The sequence below is a fragment of the Pseudolysinimonas kribbensis genome (assembly GCF_039531715.1).
GTDB lineage: Bacteria > Actinomycetota > Actinomycetes > Actinomycetales > Microbacteriaceae > Pseudolysinimonas > Pseudolysinimonas kribbensis.
In genome coordinates this window covers 192,048-206,668 of sequence record NZ_BAAAQO010000004.1, presented here as the reverse complement: position 1 = coordinate 206,668, position 14,621 = coordinate 192,048, and the positions used below count along the sequence as shown (strand labels likewise).

At 70.7% G+C, this 14,621-nt stretch carries 14 protein-coding genes; 11 read left to right on the top strand and 3 right to left on the bottom strand.

The window, feature by feature from the left end:
- Positions 1 to 88: 88 nt before the first annotated feature.
- The 11 genes from ABD285_RS11555 (at position 89) to ABD285_RS11505 (ending at position 11,823) form a co-directional block, all read left to right on the top strand.
- A complete protein-coding gene (locus ABD285_RS11555; protein ID WP_344202677.1) occupies positions 89 to 1,420 on the top strand; it encodes an HNH endonuclease signature motif containing protein in 1,332 nt (443 codons plus the stop codon).
- Between the two features lie 46 nt (positions 1,421 to 1,466).
- On the top strand, positions 1,467 to 2,369 hold the full coding sequence (pdxS, locus tag ABD285_RS11550; RefSeq protein WP_284255761.1) for a pyridoxal 5'-phosphate synthase lyase subunit PdxS: 903 nt from the start codon (positions 1,467 to 1,469) through the stop codon (positions 2,367 to 2,369).
- A gap of 9 nt (positions 2,370 to 2,378) precedes the next feature.
- Positions 2,379 to 2,975 (top strand): pyridoxal 5'-phosphate synthase glutaminase subunit PdxT, encoded by a 597-nt coding sequence (pdxT, locus tag ABD285_RS11545; RefSeq protein ID WP_284255451.1) that lies wholly within the window; start codon positions 2,379 to 2,381, stop codon positions 2,973 to 2,975.
- 53 nt (positions 2,976 to 3,028) lie between these two features.
- Entirely contained in the window at positions 3,029 to 3,793 is a 765-nt protein-coding gene (locus ABD285_RS11540) for a YebC/PmpR family DNA-binding transcriptional regulator (RefSeq protein ID WP_284255452.1), read from the top strand.
- A gap of 21 nt (positions 3,794 to 3,814) precedes the next feature.
- Positions 3,815 to 4,372: a crossover junction endodeoxyribonuclease RuvC gene (ruvC, locus tag ABD285_RS11535; protein WP_284255763.1), complete on the top strand. Its 558-nt coding sequence runs from the start codon at positions 3,815 to 3,817 to the stop codon at positions 4,370 to 4,372.
- A gap of 9 nt (positions 4,373 to 4,381) precedes the next feature.
- Positions 4,382 to 4,996, top strand: coding sequence for a Holliday junction branch migration protein RuvA (ruvA, locus tag ABD285_RS11530; protein ID WP_284255455.1), 615 nt, complete (start codon positions 4,382 to 4,384; stop codon positions 4,994 to 4,996).
- Entirely contained in the window at positions 4,993 to 6,018 is a 1,026-nt protein-coding gene (ruvB, locus tag ABD285_RS11525) for a Holliday junction branch migration DNA helicase RuvB (protein ID WP_344202674.1), read from the top strand. The genes ruvA and ruvB overlap by 4 nt, the downstream gene beginning before the upstream one ends.
- 74 nt (positions 6,019 to 6,092) lie before the next feature.
- Positions 6,093 to 6,626 (top strand): preprotein translocase subunit YajC, encoded by a 534-nt coding sequence (locus ABD285_RS11520; RefSeq protein WP_284255456.1) that lies wholly within the window; start codon positions 6,093 to 6,095, stop codon positions 6,624 to 6,626.
- A 106-nt stretch (positions 6,627 to 6,732) separates the two neighbouring features.
- Positions 6,733 to 8,460, top strand: coding sequence for a protein translocase subunit SecD (secD, locus tag ABD285_RS11515; protein ID WP_344202672.1), 1,728 nt, complete (start codon positions 6,733 to 6,735; stop codon positions 8,458 to 8,460).
- Positions 8,460 to 9,467: a protein translocase subunit SecF gene (gene secF, locus ABD285_RS11510; RefSeq protein ID WP_284255458.1), complete on the top strand. Its 1,008-nt coding sequence runs from the start codon at positions 8,460 to 8,462 to the stop codon at positions 9,465 to 9,467. The genes secD and secF overlap by 1 nt, the downstream gene beginning before the upstream one ends.
- 67 nt (positions 9,468 to 9,534) lie before the next feature.
- Entirely contained in the window at positions 9,535 to 11,823 is a 2,289-nt protein-coding gene (locus tag ABD285_RS11505; protein ID WP_344202670.1) for a RelA/SpoT family protein, read from the top strand.
- Here ABD285_RS11505 and ABD285_RS11500 read toward each other — a convergent pair.
- From ABD285_RS11500 to ABD285_RS11490, 3 genes are all read right to left on the bottom strand, one after another.
- The gene (locus ABD285_RS11500; RefSeq protein ID WP_344202668.1) at positions 11,810 to 12,346 is read right to left on the bottom strand and encodes a hypothetical protein; all 537 of its coding nucleotides are present in this window, start codon (positions 12,344 to 12,346) and stop codon (positions 11,810 to 11,812) included. The two genes, ABD285_RS11505 and ABD285_RS11500, sit on opposite strands and share 14 nt — an antisense overlap.
- 78 nt (positions 12,347 to 12,424) lie before the next feature.
- Positions 12,425 to 13,657, bottom strand: coding sequence for a DUF349 domain-containing protein (locus ABD285_RS11495; RefSeq protein ID WP_284255460.1), 1,233 nt, complete (start codon positions 13,655 to 13,657; stop codon positions 12,425 to 12,427).
- A gap of 92 nt (positions 13,658 to 13,749) precedes the next feature.
- The gene (locus ABD285_RS11490; RefSeq protein ID WP_344202666.1) at positions 13,750 to 14,556 is read right to left on the bottom strand and encodes a peptidylprolyl isomerase; all 807 of its coding nucleotides are present in this window, start codon (positions 14,554 to 14,556) and stop codon (positions 13,750 to 13,752) included.
- Between the last annotated feature and the right edge of the window lie 65 nt (positions 14,557 to 14,621).

Sequence of the window (14,621 nt, the reverse complement as noted above, 5' to 3'; positions counted from 1 at the left end):
GGCGAGGTGGGGTCGAACACACGTTCGAATGTGTGGTAGACTGGGCCTGCTCGTGCCGGTCATCTGATTCGCGTCGAAGGGTCGCGCCATGGCACTCGAGCACCGGCTCGCCGATGAGGCGGCGGCACTTGCTGCCGCGCTCGCTGAGCCGCTCGGCGCAGTCGGCGACGACCGGCTGCGTGACCTGATCGGCATGATCGGGTCGGTGCGACGACTCGTGGATGCGGTCGGCGTGCGGATCGCGGGGGAGCTCGCCCGTCGATGCGACGAGGGCGCTCTCGCGGTGCGGTGGGGCGAGCGCTCGGCAGCGGCCGTCCTTGCCGTCGAGGCGGGCCTCGACCCGGCGGAGGCTCAGGACTGGTGCGAGGTGGGGGCGCAGGTCGTGCCGCGGTTGTCGCTCGCGGGGGAGGATCTGTCCCCGCGTCGCCCGGTGATCGCCGAGGCAGTTGAACGGGCCGAGCTGACGATGAGATCGCTGTCGCGCATCGCGCGCACGGTCGACGAGGTCGAGTGCCGCGCCTCGGGCCGTGGCGAGTCGATCGCTCCGGTGCTGCTGGCCGAGGCCGTGCGTCTCGCGCCTCGGGAGCTCGCGCGGCTGTGCCGATTCGCCATCGATCGCGCCGATCCGGATGGCGTGCCGATCCGCGAGGAGGAGCAGCGCCGCCGCGCGGGGGTGCAGGTCTCGCACCTACCCGACGGCATGCTGCGCTGGATCGTCACGATGGATCCGGAGTCGGCCGGATTCCTCACCGCGGCCCTCGACGCCCGCACCGCCCCGCGTCGCGAGCCGCGGTTCGCCGTCGACGACGCCCTCGAGGACGAGCCCACCGAGGGCGGCACCCGCACGCTGGCTCATCGTCGGCTCGACGCCCTCGTCTCGATCGCGAGTGAGTCGCTGCGCCACGATCCCGGCAACGTCGCGGGAACCGCGGTGACGATGGTCGTGACGGTCTCGCTCGACGCGCTGCGCACCGGCCTCGGCGCCGCGGAAATCGCGGGGATCGATGCCACGATCTCGGCGGCGACCGCCCGCCGCCTTGCCGCTCAGGCCGAGATCGTGCCCGTCGTGCTCGGAGGGGCGAGCGAGCCCCTCGACCTCGGCCGTTCCGCACGACTGTTCTCGGCTGCCCAACGACGCGCACTGGGGCTGCGCGACGGCGGCTGCGCGTGGTGGGGGTGCACGGCGCCTCCGGGCTGGTGCGAGATCGCGCACGTGGATCCCTGGGCGCGGGGCGGACCCACAGACCTCGACAATGCGATCCTGCTCTGCCCCTTCCACCACCGCCGGTTCGATCTCGACAGGTGGACGCTCGAGGTGGTCGAGGGCGAGCGCTGGCTGGTACCTCCGTCCTGGGTCGATGCGCGGCGGACGCCCCGGCGCGCCGGCCGGGCCCGGCCGACCGGCCGTGTCGCTGCGTGACGGCCGGCGCAGCCGACCGGCTCCGCGGCCCGTAGAATCGGTCATCATGACTGACACCAAGGACACGACCGAGCTCGGAACGAGCCGCGTCAAGCGCGGGCTCGCTGAGATGCTCAAGGGCGGCGTCATCATGGACGTCGTCACCGCCGACCAGGCGAAGATCGCCGAGGATGCCGGGGCTGTCGCGGTCATGGCGCTCGAGCGCGTGCCGGCCGACATCCGCTCGCAGGGCGGCGTGGCGCGCATGAGCGACCCCGACCTGATCGACGGCATCATCGCCGCGGTGTCGATCCCGGTCATGGCCAAGGCGCGCATCGGCCACTTCGTCGAGGCGCAGGTGCTGCAGTCGCTCGGCGTCGACTACATCGACGAGTCCGAGGTGCTCTCGCCCGCGGACTACGTCAACCACATCGACAAGTGGCCCTTCACGGTGCCCTTCGTCTGCGGCGCGACCAACCTGGGCGAGGCCCTGCGCCGGATCACCGAGGGCGCGGCCATGATCCGCTCCAAGGGCGAGGCCGGCACGGGCGACGTGTCGGAGGCGACCAAGCACATCCGGACGATCACGTCGGAGATCAACACGCTCAAGTCGAAGACCAAGGACGAGCTGTACGTCGCCGCCAAGGAGCTGCAGGCGCCCTACGACCTCGTGGCCGAGGTCGCGGCGACCGGCAAGCTCCCGGTCGTGCTGTTCACGGCGGGCGGCGTCGCGACCCCGGCCGATGCGGCGCTCATGATGCAGCTCGGTGCCGACGGCGTCTTCGTCGGCTCGGGCATCTTCAAGTCGGGCGAGCCCGCGAAGCGCGCAGCGGCGATCGTGAAGGCGACGACGTTCTACGACGACCCCGACGAGATCGCCAAGGCGTCGCGCGGGCTCGGCGAGGCCATGGTCGGCATCAACGTCGCCGACGTGCCCGCGCCGCACCGGCTCGCCGAGCGCGGCTGGTAGCGCTTGCCGGTGACGACACGGACTCCGCGGGTCGGCGTCCTCGCGCTCCAGGGCGACTTCCGCGAGCATCTGCTCGTCCTGCGCGAGCTGGGAGCGGATGCCGTGCCCGTGCGCCGCGAGAGCGAGCTCGACCAGGTCGCCGGCCTCGTGATCCCGGGCGGCGAATCGACCGTCATGGACAAGCTGTGCCGGCTGTACGGGCTGCGCGACCCGCTGCGCGGCCGGATCGCCGCCGGGATGCCGGTGTACGGCACGTGCGCCGGCCTCATCATGCTGGCCGACCGGATCACCGACGCGATCGACGGCCAGGAGACCCTCGGCGGGCTCGATGTGACCGTGCAGCGCAACGCCTTCGGCAACCAGAACGACTCGTTCGAGACCGACCTGGACATCCCGGAGCTGGGGGAGGCCCCGGTGCACGCCGTCTTCATCCGCGCGCCCGCGGTCAGCGATCTCGGCGACGGCACCACGGCGCTGGCCGCCCTCGAGGACGGGCGCGTCGTGGCGGTGGAGCAGGGCAACCTGCTCGGCACCTCCTTCCACCCCGAGGTCACCGACGACTACCGCTTCCACGAGCGCTTCCTCGAGCGGGTGCGCGCGGCCTGAGCGCGGCGCCTGCGTAGGATGAAGCGTCTTTCCCGGATCATCAAGGAGCAGCCGTGAGCGGCCATTCCAAGTGGGCGACGACCAAGCACAAGAAGGCGGTCATCGACCAACGGCGTGCGAAGTCCTTCGCCAAACTCATCAAGAACATCGAGGTCGCGGCCAAGATGGGCGGCGCCGACCTGAGCGGCAACCCGACCCTGGTCGACGCCGTGCAGAAGGCCAAGAAGACCTCGGTGCCCAACGACAACATCGACCGCGCCATCAAGCGCGGCGCGGGGCTCAGCGGTGAGTCGGTCGACTACCAGACGATCATGTACGAGGGCTACGGCCCCAACGGCGTCGCGCTGCTGATCGAATGCCTCACCGACAACCGCAACCGCGCGGCGGCCGAGGTGCGCACGGCGATGACCCGCAACGGCGGCACGATGGCCGACCCGGGCAGCGTCTCCTACAACTTCAGCCGCAAGGGCGTCATCTCCATCACCAAGGGCGACGGCGTCACGGAGGACGCGATCCTCGAGGCGGTCATGGACGCCGGCGTCGAGGACGTCGTCGACCAGGGCGGGGGCTTCGAGGTCGTCACCGACCCCTCCGAACTCGTGTCGGCGCGCAGCGCGCTCGTCGAGGCGGGCATCGACTACGACTCGGCCGAGGCCGAGTTCGTGCCCGGCGTGCAGGTGCCGGTGGATGCGGACACGGCGCGCAAGGTGTTCCGCCTGATCGACGCGCTGGAGGACAGCGACGACGTGCAGAACGTGTTCAGCAACGTCGACATCCCGGCCGATGTGCAGGCCGAGCTCGACGCGGACGACGAGTAACGAAGCGGCCCCGGGAGTCGCATCGTGCTTCGCGTCCTGGGGATCGATCCGGGCCTGACCCGCTGTGGCGTCGGCATCGTGGATGTCGCGCCCGATCGGTCCGCGACGCTCGTGCACGTGAGCGTCATCCGCACCGGCCCCGAGGAGTCGATCGAGCTGCGGCTGCTCGCGGTCGCGCGCGGGATCGCCGCGGCCCTCGACACCTACCAGCCGGATGCGCTCGCGGTCGAGCGGATGTTCGCCCAGCACAATCTGCGCACCGTCATCGGCACGGCGCAGGCATCCGGGGTCGCGCTGGCGGCCGCGGCCGAGCGGGGCCTCCCGGTCGGGCTGCACACCCCGAGCGAGGTCAAGGCCGCGGTCACGGGGTATGGGAACGCCGAGAAGGCGCAGGTGGGCGCGATGGTCGCGCGGGTGCTCGGGCTGGCGTCGGTGCCGAAGCCCGCGGATGCCGCCGACGCGCTCGCGCTCGCGATCTGCCACGCGTGGCGCGGCGCGCCCGCGGCCGGGGCGCCGACCGGGGACCTCACCCCTGCCCAGCGCGCGTGGCGGCGAGCCGAGGCGGCGAGCCGCTCGTAGGCTGACCGCATGATCTCGTCGGTCCGCGGTGCCGTGCTGTCCTCCGGCGGCGGCCTCGTCGTGGTCGAGGTCGGCGGTGTCGGGCTCGCCGTGCAGGTGACGCCGCCGCAGGCGCTCGCGCTGCGCATCGGCGACGAGGCGCGCCTGCACACCGCCCTGGTCGTCCGTGAGGACGACCTCAGCCTCTACGGCTTCGCGACCCCCGAGGAGCTCGTCGTGTTCGATCTGCTCCGCGGCGTGTCGGGCGTGGGCCCGAAGTCGGCGCTCGGCGTGCTCGCGACCCTGACGCCGGAGCAGGTGGCCCGCGCCGTCGCGGACGAGGACGACGCGCCCTTCCGCAAGGTCTCGGGCATCGGCCCCAAGACCGCCAAGCTCATCGCCGTCTCGCTCGCGGGCAAACTCGCCCCCGTGGCGGCGGCCGCCGCCGTGCCGTCGGGCGCCTCCGGGTCCGTGATCTCGTCGGCGGTGGTCGGTGCCCTCGTCGGACTCGGCTGGAACGAGCGGGTGGCCGCCCAGGCGGTCGACGAGGCAGCGGCAGGGGCCTCCGATGCCGACACCGCCTCCGTGCAGGCGCTGCTGCGTCTCGCGCTGGCCCGTCTCGGCCCGCAGCAGGTGCGCGCGTGACCGACGACGGGATCGTGCGCCCGGAGCCCGAATCGGAGGCGGAGCTCGCGTTCGAGGGCGCGCTGCGTCCGCGCTCGCTGGCCGAGTTCGTGGGTCAGGCCAAGGTGCGCGGCCAGCTGCAGCTGCTGCTCGACGCGGCCGCCATCCAGAGCCGCACGCCCGATCACATCCTGCTCGCCGGGCCGCCCGGGCTCGGCAAGACCACGCTCGCGATGATCGTGGCGCACGAGTCGGGCCGCCCGTTGCGGATGTCGAGCGGCCCCGCCATCCAGCACGCCGGCGATCTCGCCGCGCTGCTGTCGAGCCTCGTGCCCGGCGAGGTGCTGTTCATCGACGAGATCCACCGGATGGCCCGCAGCGCCGAGGAGATGCTCTATCTCGCGATGGAGGACTTCCGGATCGACATCATGGTCGGCAAGGGAGCCGGCGCCACGAGCATCCCGCTCGACCTGGCGCCCTTCACCCTCGTCGGCGCGACGACCCGCTCGGGCCTGCTGCCCAATCCGCTGCGCGATCGCTTCGGCTTCACCGCCAACCTGGAGTTCTACGACGACGACGAGCTCGACGAGGTGCTCGCCCGCGCCGCCCGCATGCTGGAGCTCGAGATCGAGCCCGCCGCGCGTCACGAGATCGCGAGCCGCAGCAGGGGCACACCGCGCATCGCCAACCGGCTGCTGCGCCGGGTGCGCGACTACGCCATCGTGCACGCGAGCGGCGCCGACATGCCCGCCGTGCAGAGCGCCCTCGAGCTCTACGACGTCGATGCCGTCGGCCTCGACCGGCTCGACCGGGCGGTCCTGGATGCCGTCGTCACCCGCTTCGACGGCGGTCCGGTCGGGCTCAACACGCTGGCCGTGTCGGTCGGCGAGGAGCCGGAGACGATCGAGTCGGTCGTCGAGCCGTTCCTCGTGCGCATCGGGATGCTGACCCGCACGCCCCGCGGGCGGGTCGCCACCCGACGGGCGTGGGATCACCTGGGCGTGCGCCGGTCGACCTCGGGAGTGCTGTTCGATGACGTATGATTCCGGGGAATCGCACAGCGGCCTCTCTTAGGCTCGATCGCGCTCCCTGAATCCCGGAAGGCTCCCGCGCCCCCATGTCGTTCCTCACCACGTTGCTTCCTGCCGCCGACAAGCCGGCCGCCTCGGGCGACTTCTTCTCCCAGAACTTCCTCACCATCGCGCTCGTCGCGGTGCTGGCGATCATGGTCATCTTCATGGTCCGCAACTCCCGCAAGCGCAAGCGCGATGCCGAGGAGCTGAAGAACAAGTTCGTTCCCGGCGTCGAGGTCATGACCCAGCACGGCATCTACGGCACCCTCATCTCGGTCGACGACGAGAAGAACGAGGCCATCATCGAGACGACCCCGGGCACGCGGCTGCGCGTGCACCGCCAGACGGTCGCGCGCGTGATCGAGCCGCAGGACGTCGCTCCCGAGCAGGACGTCGTGGCGGAGGAGCCGGTGGTGACCGGCGAGCCCGAGTACGGCGAGCGCATCGACTCGGACGAGACGCCGGATGCCGCGGCCAAGCCCGCCCGCGCCCCGCGCGCGAGCTCGTCGTCGGCGGCTGCGAAGCCGCGCACCACGACGCGCAAGAAGCCCGCCTCGGACAGCGACGCCGCCGAGTAGCCCTTCTCGTCGGCTCCGTTACTCTGATAGCCGGTCCGGCCGATACCGCCGGACGCCGCCGTCGCGCAGCGCCCGCTCGCACGCTCCGTAGAAAGCAGAACGCCCTGTGGCAACGAGATCGACGCCCGTGCGCAGCGCCTGGAGGTCGCTCGCCTGGCTGCTGGTGATCGTCATCGTGATGGGCCTGCTGCTCGCGGCCGGCAAGATGTTCTGGAACTGGGGACTGAAGCCGCAGCTCGGCCTCGACCTCCAGGGCGGCATCGAGATCATCCTGACGCCGAAGGTGGCGTCGGGGGAGCAGGTGACCTCCGACCAGCTCAACCAGGCGGTCTCGATCATCCGTCAGCGGATCGGCGGCATCTCGGAGGCGGAGGTCAGCACCCAGGGCTCGCGCAACATCCTCATCGAGATCCCCGGCACCACCCTCGACAAGACCACCCAGGACCGCATCGAGTCGGCCTCCAAGATGGAGTTCCGGCCCGTGCTGATGACCGGTGCGCCGGCGACCTCGAACGTCAGCCCGTCGGCGAGCGCCACCCCGAGCCCGGGTGCCAGCGGCAGCGCCTCCGCATCGCCGAGCCCGTCGCTCGCGGACACCCCCACCGCGAAGCCCACCGACGGCAGCGATCTCAACTGGGTCACGCCGGCGCTGCAGAAGCAGTTCACCGACCTCAACTGCTCGAAGATCGACGCGGCCGACACGAACGTCGCCCCGGCGGACAAGCCGCTCGCGACCTGCGACGACACCGGGACGCAGACCTACCTGCTCGGACCGGTGGAGGTCGAGGGCTCCACGATCTCCGACGCCAACGCAGGCACGATCCAGGGCAGCCAGGGCGTGAACACCGGCGAGTGGGCCGTCAACATCATCTTCAACGCCGAGGGCACCAAGGAGTTCGCGAAGGTCACGAACCGGCTGGTGTCGCTCGAGCAGCCGCGCAGCCAGTTCGCGATCGTGCTCGACGGCAAGGTGATCTCGGCGCCGGTCACCCAGGCCGCGATCACCAACGGCAAGCCGCAGATCTCCGGCAACTTCACCCAGGCCTCCGCGCAGACGCTCGCCAATCAGCTCAAGTACGGCGCCCTCCCGGTCAACTTCGCCGTGCAGAGCCGTGACACGATCGCCGCCACGCTGGGCGTGAGCCAGCTGCAGAACGGCCTCATCGCCGGACTCATCGGGCTCCTGCTGGTCGCCGTCTACTCGCTGTTCCAGTACCGGCTGCTGGGGTTCGTGACGCTCGCGTCGCTCGTGGTCGCGGGCGTCATCACGTACGAGTTCTTCGACATCCTGTCGTGGCAGAACGGGCTGCGCCTCTCGCTGGCGGGCGTCGCCGGCCTGATCGTCGCGATCGGCTTCACGGCCGACTCGTTCATCGTCTACTTCGAACGCATCCGCGACGAGCTGCGCGACGGGCGCGGCCTCGCGGGCGCCGTCGAGGCGGGATGGAAGCGCGCACTGCGCACGATCCTCGCGGCCAAGAGCGTCAACCTGCTGTCGGCGATCATCCTGTACGTGCTCGCGGTCGGCAACGTCCAGGGCTTCGCGCTCACCCTCGGCATCACGACGGTGATCGACGTGATCATCGTCGTGCTGTTCACGCATCCGGTGCTGCGCCTGCTCGCCACGACGAGGTTCTTCTCCAGCGGCCATCCGCTGTCGGGCCTCGACCCGAACGCGCTCGGCGCGGTGTATCGGGGCCGGGCGGAGTTCCACTTCTCGGAGGACGCGCGCCGCTCCGGTGCCAGCCGTGAGGCCGGCCGCCGCCAGACGATCGCGGAGCGCAAGGCCGCCGAGCTCGAGGCATCGCGCGGTTCGAAGGGCGGGAGCAACTGATGGCGAGCTTCGCCAAGTTCGGCAACGACCTCTACACGGGCGCACGGTCGGTCGACTTCGTCGGTCGTCGGCGCGTCTGGTACATGATCGCGATCGTGATGGTGCTCGCGTCGATCGCGATCCCGTTCGTGCGCGGCGGCGGCGACTTCTCGAAGGGCTTCAACTTCGGGATCGACTTCACCGGCGGATCGCAGTTCCAGATCTCCGACGCGAACTCGACGGACACGATCAAGGGGCGGGATGCCGCGCTCGGCGTCGTGCCCAGCGCCAACGTGCTCGTCACCACGGCCGGCAACCACGGCGTGCAGGTGCAGACCAACCAGCTGACGGACCAGCAGTCGCAGCAGGTCGCGACCGCGCTCGCCCACACCTACGGCGTCGCCGAGAAGAACGTCACGAACTCCTTCATCGGCGCCACGTGGGGCGCGGACGTCACGGGTAATGCGCTGCGTGCGCTCATCGTGTTCGTGATCTTCGCGGCCGTGCTCATGGCGCTCTACTTCCGCACCTGGAAGATGTCGGCGGCCGCCATCCTCTCGCTGCTGCACGACCTCGTCATCACGGCGGGGGTGTACGCGGCGACCGGATTCACGATCACCCCGGCGACGATCATCGGGTTCCTCACGATCCTCGGCTATTCGCTGTACGACGTCGTCGTCGTCTTCGACAAGATCCGCGAGAACACGGCGGAGCTCACCGACGACTCGACACGCACCTTCGGCGAGGCGGTGAACCTCGCCGTCAACCAGACGCTGGTCCGGTCGATCAACACCGGTGTCGTCGCCGCGCTGCCGGTCGCCGCGATCCTGTTCATCGGGTCGTTCATCCTCGGAGCCGACACGCTCAAGGAGATCTCGCTCGCCCTGTTCGTCGGCACGGTGGTCAGCACCTATTCGACGCCGTTCGTCGCCTCGCCGCTGTACGCGCAGTTCCGCTCGGGTGAGGCCGCGATCCGACAGCGCGACGAGAAGGCCCGGCGTCTGAAGGCGCGCGCTGCCGGCGCCTGACGCTCACGGCGAACCGCCGGTCACGCGCTCCGCTGCCTTCTAGACTCGAGGCACCGGAGGTGATCGGATGACGCAGACGCAGCCACCGCGCGCGCAGACGCCCGCCGCCGCGCCCTCCACGGGCTCGCCGTCGACGCTCCGGACGCTGCTGCCGCGCATCTTCTCGCGCGCCGACCGCTCGACCCGCTCCATCGACACCGTCATCAAGACGGTGCGCTCGCACCACCCGAAGGGCGACGTCGCCCTCATCGAGCGCGCGTACGCCGCCGCCGACCGCGCGCACGCCGGCCAGAAGCGCAAGAGCGGTGAGCCGTACATCACCCATCCGGTCGCGGTGGCCCAGATCCTCGCCGACCTCGGCATCGGGGCGAAGACGATCGCGGCGGCCCTGCTGCACGATACGGTGGAGGACACCGACTACACGCTGGACCAGCTGCGCGCCGACTTCGGCGACGAGGTCGCCATGCTCGTCGACGGCGTGACCAAGCTCGACAAGCTCAAGTACGGCGACTCGGCGCAGGCCGAGACGGTGCGCAAGATGGTCGTCGCGATGTCGAAGGACATCCGGGTGCTCGTCATCAAGCTCGCCGACCGGCTGCACAACGCCCGCACCTGGGGCTTCGTGCCCCAGGAGAACGCCCGTCGCAAGGCGCAGGAGACCCTCGAGATCTACGCGCCGCTCGCACATCGCCTCGGCATCCAGACCATCAAGTGGGAGCTGGAGGACCTGAGCTTCTCGGTGCTGTACCCGAAGCTCTACGTCGAGATCGAGAGCCTCGTGCGCGACCGCACGCCCGAGCGCGAGAGCTTCGTCCAGCAGGTCATCGACGCGATCAACGAGGACCTGCGGGCCGCCCGGATCAAGGGGCAGGTGGTCGGCCGGCCCAAGCAGTACTACTCGATCTACCAGAAGATGGTGCTGCGCGGTCGCGAATTCGACGAGATCTACGACCTCGTCGGCATCCGGGTGCTCGTCAACAACATCCGCGACTGCTATGCCGTGCTGGGCGCGATCCACGCGCGCTGGAATCCGATCCCCGGCCGGTTCAAGGACTACATCGCGACCCCCAAGTTCAACCTGTACCAGTCACTGCACACGACGGTCATCGGTCCCAAGGGGCGTGCGGTCGAGATCCAGATCCGCACTCAGGAGATGCACCAGCGCGCGGAGTTCGGCGTCGCGGCGCACTGGAAGTACAAGGAGCGGATGGCCGGCCGGCAGGTCGACGAGCGCACCAACGACAACGAGATGGCGTGGCTCGCGCACATCACCGACTGGCAGTCCGAGACCGCCGACCCGGGAGAGTTCCTCGACAACCTCCGCTTCGAGATCGGCGCGAAGGAGGTCTACGTCTTCACCCCGCAGGGCAAGGTCATCGGCCTGCCGGCCGACGCGACGCCCGTCGACTTCGCGTACGCCGTGCACACCGAGATCGGCCACCGCACGATGGGCGCGAAGGTCAACGGCCGGCTCGTGCCGCTCGAGAGCGCGCTGAGCTCGGGCGATGTCGTCGAGATCTTCACCTCCAAGAACCCGGATGCCGGTCCCAGCCAGGACTGGCTGACCTTCGTGCGCAGCCCCCGGGCTCGCAACAAGATCCGCGGGTGGTTCACGAAAGAGCGTCGCGAGGAGGCGCTCGAGCAGGGCAAGGACGCGATCGCGCGGGCGATGCGCAAGCAGAACCTGCCGCTGCAGAAGCTCATGAGCCAGGACGCCCTGAGCGAGGTCGCGGCGCAGATGCGCTACGAGACCGTCGACGCGCTCTACGCCGCGGTGGGGGAGGGACACGTCTCGACCCAGTCGGTGCTCGAGAAGATCCTCGCGAGCCTGCAGACCGATGCGGACGCCGACGAGGCCGACATCCCGTTCGTGCCCAAGGGGCGTGCGCGACAGCTGCGCTCGAGCGACTCCGGGGTGCTGGTGCGCGGTGCGCCCGACATCCTGGTCAAGCTCGCCAAGTGCTGCACGCCGGTGCCGGGCGACGAGATCGTGGGCTTCGTGACCCGCGGGGCGGGGGTCTCGGTGCACCGCGCCGACTGCCACAACGTCGCCTCCCTGCGCAACGAGCCCGAGCGCATGATCGACGTCGAGTGGGCGCCGACCTCGTCGAGCCTGTTCCTCGTGCAGATCCAGGTCGAGGCGCTGGATCGTTCGGGGCTGCTGTCGGACATCACGCGGGTGCTCAGCGAGAACCACGTCAACATCCTGTCGGCGAACGTCTCGACCTCGAGCGACCGGCTGGCGATCAGCCGCTACGTGTTCGAGATGGGCGACACCGTGCACCTGGACCGGCTGCTCAATGCGGTGCGGCGCATCGACGCGGTGTACGACGTGTACCGGGTCAGCGCGGGCTGAGCGCGCGTTCGAGCGCCCGGCGTGCGATCCGGCGGCCCGGGAGCGGGCGCCGCTGGATCGACGCGAGCGCCTCGTCGAGGCCGATCCGCCCCGCCTGGGCGAGGGCGCGCAGCACGTCGTCGCCCACCGCACCGGAGCGCGCCACGTCGACGAGGGTGCGCAGCGGCGCGGTGACCGCGCTCGCGTCGAACCGGACGACGTCGCCGTCGTCGAGCACGTACTCGTGCACGACGGCGTCCGCACCGGGGCGCAGCCGCGCCCGGGCGCGCACGTCCGCGCACAACTCGATCGGTCGGGGGAGCACGGGCAGCGCACCCCAGATCCAGGCGGCGGTGCACCGCGCGGCGACCAGCCGTTCCGATCGTGCGGTCATCACGGCGCGGGTGCGGACCTGCGGCGTCTCGACGACGTCGATCGGGCACCAGGCGTCGACGAGCCCGAAGACCTCTCCGTCGAGCCGCATCGCCTGCAGTTCGGCGAGAGGCAGCTCGCCCTGATCGAGCGTGACGGGGATGCGGCTCACCCGATCAGGATGAGACCCCGGCTCACCGGCCGGCCGCGCCGCCGCTGCATCCGTGGAGACGCGCGCCTGTGGAGAGCGCTAGGAGCCGATCGCGTCGAGCCAGACGCGCTGCGCGGCCAGCTTGTCCTGCGCCTGGGCGATCTTCTTCTCGTCGCCGGCGCTGCGTGCGGCCGCCAGCTCGTCCTCGAGCTTCTCGATCGACGCCGCCAACTGCGCGGCGAGCCCCTCCGAGCGTGCCTGCTTCTCCGGATCGCTGCGGTTCCAGTGGTCCTCATCGAGTTTGCGCACGTGGGTCTCGACCTTGCGCAGCCGGTCCTCGACCGTGCGAATCGAGTCGCGCGGCACCTTGCCGATGGCGTCCCAGCGGCGCTGGAGCTCGGTGAGCGTCTTGCGCGCCTTCTCGCGATCCGTGACCTCGAGCAGCCGCTCGGCCTCGGTCAGCAGCGCGAGCTTCTGCTCCAGGTTGCCCGCGAACTCCTCGCTCTCGATCGCGTCGGCCTCCGCCTTCGCGGCGTACAACACGTCGCCGGCGGCCTTGAAGCGCGCCCAGAGGGCGTCGTCGGCACGCTTGCCGGCGCGGCCGGCGAGCTTCCAGTCGTCGAGCAGCCGGCGGTAGTCCGGGATCGCGGCCGTGCCCTTGGGGGCGAGGGCCTCGGCGCGCTCGACGAGCCGCTGCTTGCGCGAGCGCGCCTCCTTGTGCTGGTCGTCGAGCTCGGCGAAGAACGCCTTGCGGTGGGCGTCGAGCGTCGCCCGCGCCGCGCGGAAGCGCTTCCAGAGGGCGTCGCCCTCGGACTTCGGGATGCGCGGGCCGTCCTTCTGCGCCGTCTGCCAGCGCGCGAACAGGGCGTCCAGCTCGGCCGTGGTCTGCTTCCACTGGATGCGGCTCGGCTCCTGCGCCGCAAGGGCCTCGGCCGCGGCGACGATCGCCTCGCGCTCGACGAGGGCGCCCTCGCTCGCCGCCTTGGCCTCCGCGGCCTGCTGCTCGGTCAGCTCGCCGACGCTGCCGCCGAGCTTCTCCAGACGCTGGCGGAGCGAACCCAGGTCGCCGACCGCGTTGGCGGTGGCGACCGACTCGCTCAGGTGGGCGACGGCCTTCGCCACATCCGTCGCCTTCGCCCCGCCGCGCACCCGCTGCTCGAGCAGGCCGACCTGACCGGCCAGCTCGACGTACTTGCGCTCGTAGTAGGCCAGTGCCTCCTCGGGCGTCGCATCCGGATACTGCCCAACGACCCGCTCACCGTCGCCGTCGCGGACGTAGACGGTGCCATCGTCATCGACGCGACCCCACGAGGTCGTCTCGTCATTCGCCACTGAAAGTTCCTGCCGCTCGCCTCATGCCCGGCCGCTGTCCGCCGAGCGCAGACCAGCCTAGTCAGGCGCCGCCTCGCGGCCCACCGCGGAATCTACTGGACGGTGGCCGCGGTGATGGCGGTCGCGATCTTGGGCGCGCCGTCGTCGGTCCCGCCGGTGATGCCCCCGGCGACGATCTCGCTCTCAAGCTGGTCGAGCCCGCTCGTCACCTTGCCGATCACCGTGTACCCCCCGGCCGAGTCGGCGGGGATGCTCGATTTGTCGAAGACGATGAAGAACTGGTGGCCGTTGCTGTACGCGTCGCCGCTCGCGCGTGCCATCGCGATCGTGCCGACCGGGTAGACGTTGTCGGCCGGTGCGTTCTCGATGGGTCCGAAGTGGTAGGCCGGATCGGGTCCGCCCTGCCCGTCGATCGAGCCGCACTGGATGAGACCGAAGCCGGTGCTCTTGGCCAGCCGGTGGCACGTCTTGCCGATGAGGTACTTGTCCTGCACGTCGCGGATGAACCCGGAGACCGCCTGCGGCGCCTTCGCCCCGTCGAGCTGGATCCCGAGAGCGACCTTGTTGAGCGTGAGGGTGCCGGTCCAGGTGCGGCCGGCGGCGAGGCTCGGGTCCGGGGCGCCGAGGTTCGACCCGGTGGCCGAGGGCGACGGCGTCGACGAGGGTGTGGCGGAGGCCGACGACGAGGGCTTCGCCACGGCCTTGCCGGGGCCGCCGGAGAAGTAGTAGACCTGCGTCAGAGCCGCGAGCGTCGCGATCACCACGACCCCGACGACGGCGATGACGTTGTCGCGGCGACGGCGGGTCGTCTGCCGTTCGTGCACCTGCTGGCGTGCCTCGTAAGCCCGGAGCCGCTCGCGCGCCTGACGTGCCTCGCGATCCTGCCTGCTGGGTGCCACGCCGCCTCCTGCCGGTCCGGGTGAATGGCCGGGACGACTCTAGCCGAGCGCGGTCGGGCGTCTCT

What these genes read in the sequence shown, in the direction of transcription:
- ABD285_RS11555 (WP_344202677.1), top strand. Translation starts at nt 89, where the DNA reads ATGGCACTCGAGCACCGGCTCGCCGATGAGGCGGCGGCACTTGCTGCC.
- pdxS (WP_284255761.1), top strand. Translation starts at nt 1,467, where the DNA reads ATGACTGACACCAAGGACACGACCGAGCTCGGAACGAGCCGCGTCAAG.
- ruvA (WP_284255455.1), top strand. Translation starts at nt 4,382, where the DNA reads ATGATCTCGTCGGTCCGCGGTGCCGTGCTGTCCTCCGGCGGCGGCCTC.
- ABD285_RS11520 (WP_284255456.1), top strand. Translation starts at nt 6,093, where the DNA reads ATGTCGTTCCTCACCACGTTGCTTCCTGCCGCCGACAAGCCGGCCGCC.
- secF (WP_284255458.1), top strand. Translation starts at nt 8,460, where the DNA reads ATGGCGAGCTTCGCCAAGTTCGGCAACGACCTCTACACGGGCGCACGG.
- ABD285_RS11505 (WP_344202670.1), top strand. Translation starts at nt 9,535, where the DNA reads ATGACGCAGACGCAGCCACCGCGCGCGCAGACGCCCGCCGCCGCGCCC.